Origin of the sequence: Pseudomonas sp. Sample_9, assembly GCF_004307535.1 — a bacterium.
GTDB classification, from domain to species: Bacteria; Pseudomonadota; Gammaproteobacteria; order Pseudomonadales; family Pseudomonadaceae; genus Aquipseudomonas; species Aquipseudomonas mercuritolerans.
Genome location: NZ_RAZO01000279.1, coordinates 9602 through 16756, shown reverse-complemented (window position 1 = coordinate 16756; position 7155 = coordinate 9602). Strand labels below are relative to the sequence as shown.

Annotated in this window: 11 protein-coding genes; 4 read left to right on the top strand and 7 right to left on the bottom strand. The window is 58.8% G+C overall.

Features of this window, described 5'->3' with window-relative positions; all coding sequences use genetic code 11:
- Positions 1-132: 132 nt before the first annotated feature.
- The 5 genes from D6877_RS15385 to D6877_RS15365 all read right to left on the bottom strand — a co-directional run bounded on the left by D6877_RS15385 (position 133) and on the right by D6877_RS15365 (position 2659).
- Positions 133-471, bottom strand: a complete 339-nt coding sequence (locus D6877_RS15385) for a HopJ type III effector protein (protein WP_130911344.1) — start codon at positions 469-471, stop codon at positions 133-135.
- On the bottom strand, positions 464-760 hold the full coding sequence (locus D6877_RS15380) for a DUF1244 domain-containing protein (RefSeq protein WP_130911343.1): 297 nt from the start codon (positions 758-760) through the stop codon (positions 464-466). Before D6877_RS15380 ends, D6877_RS15385 begins: the two co-directional genes overlap by 8 nt.
- Before the next feature lie 116 nt (positions 761-876).
- A complete protein-coding gene (folX, locus tag D6877_RS15375; protein ID WP_016771653.1) occupies positions 877-1248 on the bottom strand; it encodes a dihydroneopterin triphosphate 2'-epimerase in 372 nt (123 codons plus the stop codon).
- A 72-nt stretch (positions 1249-1320) separates the two neighbouring features.
- On the bottom strand, positions 1321-2031 hold the full coding sequence (gene folM, locus D6877_RS15370) for a dihydromonapterin reductase (RefSeq protein ID WP_130911342.1): 711 nt from the start codon (positions 2029-2031) through the stop codon (positions 1321-1323).
- A 58-nt stretch (positions 2032-2089) separates the two neighbouring features.
- Positions 2090-2659, bottom strand: coding sequence for an antibiotic biosynthesis monooxygenase (locus D6877_RS15365; protein ID WP_130911341.1), 570 nt, complete (start codon positions 2657-2659; stop codon positions 2090-2092).
- A 211-nt stretch (positions 2660-2870) separates the two neighbouring features.
- Here D6877_RS15365 and D6877_RS15360 point away from each other — a divergent pair, with 211 nt between their 5' ends.
- Positions 2871-3830, top strand: a complete 960-nt coding sequence (locus D6877_RS15360) for a MerR family transcriptional regulator (protein WP_130911340.1) — start codon at positions 2871-2873, stop codon at positions 3828-3830.
- A 3-nt stretch (positions 3831-3833) separates the two neighbouring features.
- On the opposite strand, the gene D6877_RS15355 is transcribed toward D6877_RS15360, so the two are convergent.
- Both D6877_RS15355 and D6877_RS15350 read right to left on the bottom strand, forming a co-directional pair.
- Positions 3834-4439: a hypothetical protein gene (locus tag D6877_RS15355; protein ID WP_024011639.1), complete on the bottom strand. Its 606-nt coding sequence runs from the start codon at positions 4437-4439 to the stop codon at positions 3834-3836.
- 54 nt (positions 4440-4493) lie between these two features.
- Positions 4494-4970 carry a PAS domain-containing protein gene (locus tag D6877_RS15350; RefSeq protein ID WP_130911339.1) on the bottom strand — a complete coding sequence of 159 codons (477 nt, stop codon included), beginning with the start codon at positions 4968-4970 and terminating at the stop codon, positions 4494-4496.
- A gap of 153 nt (positions 4971-5123) precedes the next feature.
- Here D6877_RS15350 and D6877_RS15345 point away from each other — a divergent pair, with 153 nt between their 5' ends.
- The 3 genes from D6877_RS15345 to D6877_RS15335 all read left to right on the top strand — a co-directional run.
- Positions 5124-5579 carry a flavodoxin gene (locus tag D6877_RS15345; RefSeq protein ID WP_130911338.1) on the top strand — a complete coding sequence of 152 codons (456 nt, stop codon included), beginning with the start codon at positions 5124-5126 and terminating at the stop codon, positions 5577-5579.
- 175 nt (positions 5580-5754) lie between these two features.
- Positions 5755-6537 carry a class II aldolase/adducin family protein gene (locus D6877_RS15340; RefSeq protein ID WP_016771646.1) on the top strand — a complete coding sequence of 261 codons (783 nt, stop codon included), beginning with the start codon at positions 5755-5757 and terminating at the stop codon, positions 6535-6537.
- The coding region (locus tag D6877_RS15335) for an alpha/beta fold hydrolase (RefSeq protein ID WP_130911347.1) at positions 6537-7155 on the top strand (619 nt) is incomplete at its 3' end. The genes D6877_RS15340 and D6877_RS15335, both read left to right, overlap by 1 nt.

Here is a 7155-nt window from a genome sequence, read left to right as displayed (position 1 = left end):
GCAGCCGCCACGCATCCAGTGTGGGAGCGAGCCTGCTCGCGAAAGCGGTGTATCAATCGACATCAACGTTGAATGTCAGTCCGTCTTCGCGAGCAGGCTCGCTCCCACAGGGGTTATGTGTGGCTATTGGGATCAGCGGCGGCTCAGCGGTTGCGCGGTGAATTTCACCCCGGCCAGACCGTGCTTGATCAAAGCGCGAATATTGCCGTGATCGCTGCCCTCAGGCGTCGCCAGCACCGAACGGTAATGCTCGCCGAACGCCAGCAGCGCTTCTTCATCACTCAGCCCCTCAAGCAATGCCAGGCCCAGTGTCTTGCAGGAGCCTTCGTTCTGCCCGGCAGCATTTTCCACGCCGCCGTTGTTGAACGCCTGAGGCTGGTAGTCGTAACCGGCGGCGATGAACGCCAAAGTGTCGGCGAAAGCATGTTCGCCGCTCTTGAGGCTGGCGCGCAGGGTATTCAGATCAGTCATTGGGTTTTCCTTTGGCAAACGCCGCTTGCTGTTCGGCGCTGGCTTCTTGCTGGTATTGAGCTTTCCACTCGGTGTAGGGCATGCCGTACACCACTTCGCGGGCGTCATCGAGGCTGACCTCGATCTGGCGTTGGTCGGCTTCGGCCTTGTACCACTTCGACAGGCAGTTGCGGCAGAACCCGGCAAGGTTCATCAGGTCGATGTTCTGCACGTCCTTGCGGCTGTCGAGGTGGGCGACCAGTCGGCGAAAGGCGGCGGCTTCGAGTTCAAGGCGTTGTTGCTCGGTCATAAGGGTCTCTTCGAGACAGCTTCAAGCGGCAAGCTACAAGCTGCAAGATTGAATTTGGGGGCGTTAGATTAACGCTTACGGCTTGAAGCTTGAAGCTTGAAGCTTGAAGCTTGAAGCTAGCGGCTCGCCGCGAGAGTAATCGATACCGACTCGGCGAAGCGCAGGGCGTGCGGTTTGTCGACCTCGACTTCGGCGTACAGCACCGATGCATTGGTCATCACCAGGTCGAGCAGTTCCTGGGTCAGGCGTTCGAGCAGGGCGAAGCGGTTGCCTTCGACGTGGGCGATGATCGCTTTGGTGATGGTGCGGTAATTCAGCGCGTGGTCGATATCGTTGTCGCGCACCGCTTCTTGTGCCGCGTACAGGATGGTCAGGTTGATCAGCACATCCTGCTTGTTGAGGATTTCGTCCTCGTTGATGCCGATAAAGGTGCGCAGGCGCAGATCCTTGACCCGGATGCGCGCCATCCCCGGTTGAAGTTGTGGCATTGATTTGCTCCGTCCAGTCTATTGCAGGCGTTCTGGTGGATCTTACTCGACTCGCGGCCGAAGCGGGACGGCCTATTTGACGTGCCGTCCACCGTTGACGGTGAGGGTCGTGCCGGTGACATAGGGATTGTCGAGCAGATAGCGCAGGCTCTGATAGATCACCTCGCTGCCGGGCTCGATACCCAACGCGGACTTGGCCAGCGCCTTGGCGCGGTACGCCGCGTCATCGTCTGGGTTGAACAATAACAGCGCCGGGGCGATGCCGTTGACCTTGATGGCCGGCGCAAAGCGCGCGGCAAACGACAGGGTCAGACTGTCGAGCCCGGCCTTGCTGGCGCAATAACCGATGTGCTTGCTGCTGCCTTTGCGGGTGACATCGTCGCTGATGTGGATGATGTCGGCAGGTGTCGAGCGCTGCAGCAACTCGGCGCAGTGCAGGTTGATCAGGTAAGGCGCGAGCATGTGAATGTTGAACATGCGATTGAAGGCTTGTGCTTCGCTGCCCTGGGTTTCTGCCAGCCATTCGGAGGCGTTGTGCACGATGGCGCGCAGGCTGTCGGTGTGCGCTTTCAGTGAATCAATGAAGGCCAGTATTCCTGCCTCGCTGGAAAAGTCCGCGAACAGCGCTGTCGCGCCAAGATCGCGAAGGGCCTGCACGCCCGGGCGTTCGGTGCGGTAGGTGAAAATCAGCGGGTGGCCATCCTCGATCAAGCGCTGCGCGCAGTGCAAACCGACACGCTGACCGGCGCCGGTGATGAGGATCGGGGCTGCGGAATCTGGCATGGGCGGCTCGCTTCGCGGTTGAAGCGAAAACTATAACAGGCTCGCCGCCCGCTGCAGATCAGCGATTTTGCGCCGACGGTGTGGCCGCCAGTGGCCGCGTCGGTGTGCTGTTCAACCAAGACGCCAGCAGGCGCGTCGACAACGGGATGAAGAAGTACACCATCAGCGGCGTCAGGCATGCCGTGCCGATCAATATGCGTGGCAACAGGCTCAACTCAGCGAGCAACGGGCCGAGTACAAAATTGAATATCAGCGACACCGGAAAAAACGCCAGCCAGATCGCCACGGCCTGTTTCCAGCGCGGTGGACGTTGCCCGGTCGCACCAAACCAGCCTTCGATGCCACTGACTCGGTGCTCTTTGGGATGTTCGAACAAATCGCTGCCGCGGTTCAGCCAGGCGGTACGCGACGCCGAATATTCCCAAGCATGCAGCGTCTGCTCATCGACAAAGCGAAAGATGATCTGGAATTCGTTGTCACCCGGTGGTGGCGCGAGGACGCCGGAGCCGAGGTAGCCGGGAAAATCGGTCGCCAGTTGTTCGCCTTCGCGAAGCCAGGCGATCAGATCGTGATAACGGCCATCGGCGACGCGACGCGCTACCATGAGCGTGACGGGGGAAGTAGACATTTTGTATCTCCGTATTTCGAGCGCGTCGTTCCGGGTAGGAGCTTCGCCTGACGCAGGCCGGGGTAGAGGCCTGCGCTTTACAACAAGCAAGGATTATTCCTGATTTTGTCGATTAAACCAGCCATATTCGTCGCAGATCACTACTTGAAGGTTTCCAGTCCATCATGTTTAAAATGGGATCCAATAAACCGACATGGAAGTTGACCGCCAGATGCCTGTAATCACGGATACTCGCCCGGCCTCAACAGCACCCGGCACGCTCGAACGCGAAGAGCTGTTCCCCATCCGCGAAGTGGCGCGCCTGACCGGCGTCAATCCGGTGACCCTTCGGGCCTGGGAGCGTCGCTACGGATTGATCCAGCCGACCCGCACCGAAAGCGGGCATCGTTTGTATTCCATGAACGATATCGAGCGTGTTCGCAGCATCGTCGACTGGATCGATCGCGGCGTGGCCGTGAGCAAAGTCGGCAAGATCCTGGCGAAAACAGAGCCTCTGAAGGTGCTGGCAAACTTTATCCCCGATGATCATGTGCAGGCCGATTACAAGCAATGGCAGGAGCAGGTTCAGCAGGCGGTCAGTGAGTTCGACGATCAGCAGCTGGATCGCGTCTACGGACAGATTTTCTCGTCGTACACGCTGCCAGTGGTGTTCGAAGCCATCATCATGCCGTTGTGGCGGCAATTGCTGCAGCGCCAGGACGCTTTCGGGCAAACCAGCGAATGGTTGTTTCTCGACGGATTTCTCAGGGCGCGAGTGCTGCAGCGCATCGTCATGCTGCGGGGGGCTCAACCGCGCCGGGTGGTCGTCAGTGCGCTTGCGGGGCAATGCAGAGAGCTTGAGTTGCTGGTCGCGGCGCTGTTTCTCAGTGGCAACGACTCTGGCGTGCGGGTGCTGACCACGGGCCAGCCATTCGATGAATTGACGCTGGTCTGCGAAAAGGTCAAACCTGACGCACTGGTGCTATTTTCCAATCATGCGCCTGGCGCTGAACTGCCACGGCGTCTGAATCGCCTCGCGCTTAGCCTCGACTGTCAGTTGATGCTGGCCGGCGATGCCTCCGAACTTGCAGAAGACAGTCTGGCCGGTTCATCCGTGGCATGTCTGGGGAATGAGGGCGCAACAATGCGTCAACGCATGAAGCAATTCATGGCAGGCACGCTGGATACCTGAAACTCAGGCGTGCAGGGCGGGGTGGGTCAAACGATGCTGTTGCAGAATGAACTGGCGCAAGCGCTCGGTTTCGTCGGCATCGGTCTGGCTCAGTTCGTAGGCGAAGAAACCTTGCTCGGTTTCACGCTCGAAATGGCCGCGCAACGAGATGCGCTCATAACCGGAAGGGCTGAACCACAGGGCGAAATGTTTCGGTGGTTTGGTCTTGTTGCGCACTTCCAGCAACACGCCTTTGTGCGATACCTCGTGTACCCACAGCGTGCCGGGCTGGCCTTTGGCGTTTTCCAGCGCCACCGGCTCTTCAAGAACCAGACGCCATGGGCGCACCATCGGGCCGTCTTCGTAGATGCTCGGCACACCGAGACGCAGATGCAGGGCGTGGAACTCGTCTTCAACCAGATGCAGAGGGAAGGTCATCTGCTGATTTTCGAAGTTGGCCTGGATCGTCACTTGCTCATGTGCTGCAAGGCGCGTCAGCAGATCGCGGATCTGCGAACCGCCATTAACCAGCAGACTCGACGTCGCATCCCGCACGTTCAATTGCGGGTTGTGCTGCATGGTCTGGATGAAATCCAGCTCGTCCTGAGTGAGGAGGGCGTCGCGCTGCATGGCTAACTCGAAGTGGATAGTTACAAAGTCATTGGTGATTGTAGTTAATGACTATCAGTTCGCGGTTTTGTTTGCGCCGTTCGTCGCTTTCAACGCCGCTAGCTCGCTTTGCAGCGCCGCCACTTGCGCTTCCAGCTGCGCAACCCGCTGCTGCGCCTTGACCTGAACCGTCACATCCTTTTGCACGCCGATGAAATAAGTCTGCCCGTCATCGGCGTTCTTAACGGTCGAAAGCGACAGTTCGTTCCAGAACGGGGTGCCATCCTTGCGGTAGTTACGCAGGATTTCACGACATGAGCCGCCCTCGCGCAATGTATCGCGAATCAGTTCCAGGCTCTGTTGGTCGCGGTCTCCAGACTGCAGGAAACGACAATCCTGATAAAGAATCTCCTCACTGCTGTAGCCGGTCAGCCGTTCAAAAGCGGGGTTGACGTAAATCAGGATGTTGTCCTGCTCGCCTTCCTTTTCAGCGACCACGATTCCGTCATTCGACGCATTGATCACCATTTGCAGCAGGCTGGCGTTGATCATCCGAGAATCCCTTCCGTTATGTCAGTGGCAGGCATTCTAGAAGAAAGCCACAGGCTGTCTATAGGCCAGCAGCTTGCATTGAGAGCCAATCGCAACTTCGCGGCATGGGCTGTTACTATCGCGGCTCTTTTTTTCAGTTCCAGGATCAGATTGATGAAAGTCGCCATCCTCTCAGGTTCAGTCTACGGCACCGCCGAAGAAGTCGCCCGCCACGCCCAGGACCTGCTGAAAGCCGCCGGCTTTGAAACCTTCTACAACTCGCGCGCCACGCTGGCCGATATCCAGGCGTTCGGCCCCGAGGCGCTTCTGGCTGTGACTTCGACCACTGGCATGGGCGAGCTGCCGGACAACCTGCAACCGTTGTATTCGGCTATTCGTGATCAATTGCCTGCGGCATGGCGCGGTCTGCCCGGCGCGGTGATTGCGTTGGGTGATGCCAGCTATGGCGACACCTTCTGCGGCGGTGGCGAGCAGATGCGGGAGTTGTTTGCCGAACTGGGCGTGAACGAGGTTCAGGAAATGCTGCGCATCGACGCCAGCGAAAGCGTCACGCCGGAAACCGATGCCGAGCCGTGGCTGGCGCAGTTGATTGAAGCGCTCAAGGGCTGATCGCGGGCAATAATCGCTGCACCTTCTAAGCGTTGTTGCATTGCAACGGATCCAGGATGTTTGCCCGGCTGACCCGTTCAGTCATCAAGCTGGCTGCCAATGCAACTACGCGATGCCCTGCGCCTGACTAGACTGCTGACACGAGCAGAACAAGAAGAACGCAGAGGTGCATACAGTGAGCGTAGCCCCCGTCCAATCGTCGCCGAATGTCAAAGATCAGGTCAGCGCTGCCGAGTGGCAGACCCGTGTCGATCTTGCCGCCTGTTATCGCCTGGTCGCGCTGCACGGCTGGGACGATCTGATCTTCACGCATATCTCGGCCAAGGTGCCCGGCACCGAAGATTTCCTGATCAATCCGTTTGGCCTGATGTTCCACGAGATCACCGCATCAAGCCTGGTGAAAGTCGATCAGGCCGGCAACAAACTCATGGACAGCCCGTACGAAATCAACCCCGCCGGCTACACCATTCACAGCGCCGTCCACGAAGTGCGCCACGATGTGGTTTGCGTGCTGCATACGCACACTGCGTCAGGCGTTGCGGTGTCGGCGCAAAGGCAGGGGGTGCTGCCGATCAGTCAACAGTCACTGTTTGTGTTGTCGAGCCTGGCCTATCACGCCTATGAAGGTGTGGCACTGAACCATGAAGAAAAGGCGCGCCTTCAGGCCGACCTCGGCGACAACAATTTCCTCATGCTGCACAACCACGGTCTGCTGACTTGTGGTGGCACTATTGCCGATACCTTTCTGATGATGTTCACCTTCCAGCGCGCCTGCGACATTCAGGTCATGGCGCAGACTGGAGGTGCCGAACTGATCGCCATCGAACCGCAGATTCTCGCCGGCGCCAAGGCAATGATTGCCGGCGTCACCAAGAGCGCGCAGGGCATGGGCGGCGCGCTGGCGTGGCCGGCGCTGCTGCGCAAACTCGATCTACAGGATCCGGGGTATAAATTCTAATGCCACTCGCCGAGATTCCTCTGAGTGTCTGGCGCAAGCGCAGCCGGACTTTTGTCTTTCGTGGCCAGTCGATCCGCTACTGGACAGTCGGGCAGGGTGAACCGCTGTTGCTGATTCACGGTTTTCCCACCGCCAGTTGGGATTGGCACTACCTGTGGCAGCCACTGGCCCAGCGTTATCAGGTGATCGCCTGCGACATGCTCGGTTTCGGCGATTCGGCAAAACCGCGCAATCACACCTACAGCCTGCTGGAACAGGCCGATCTGCAACAGGCACTGCTTGCCCATCTGCAGGTTGAACAAGCCGTGCACATCCTCGCCCACGACTACGGCGACAGCGTTGCTCAGGAGCTGCTCGCTCGGCACTACGAAAAACGCATCGAAGTTGCCAGTTGCGTGTTCCTCAATGGCGGTCTTTTTCCGGAAACCCATCGTCCGTTGCTGATGCAGAAACTGCTGCTCAGTCCGATTGGCTGGTTGCTCGGCCGCGCGTTCAGCCGTGAGGCGTTGGTCAAGGGTTTCCGGCAGATCTTCGGCCCGCAGACCCAGCCGACTGAAAGCGAGCTGGATGATTACTGGAGCCTGGTCGACAGCAACCATGGCCCGCGCATCATGCACA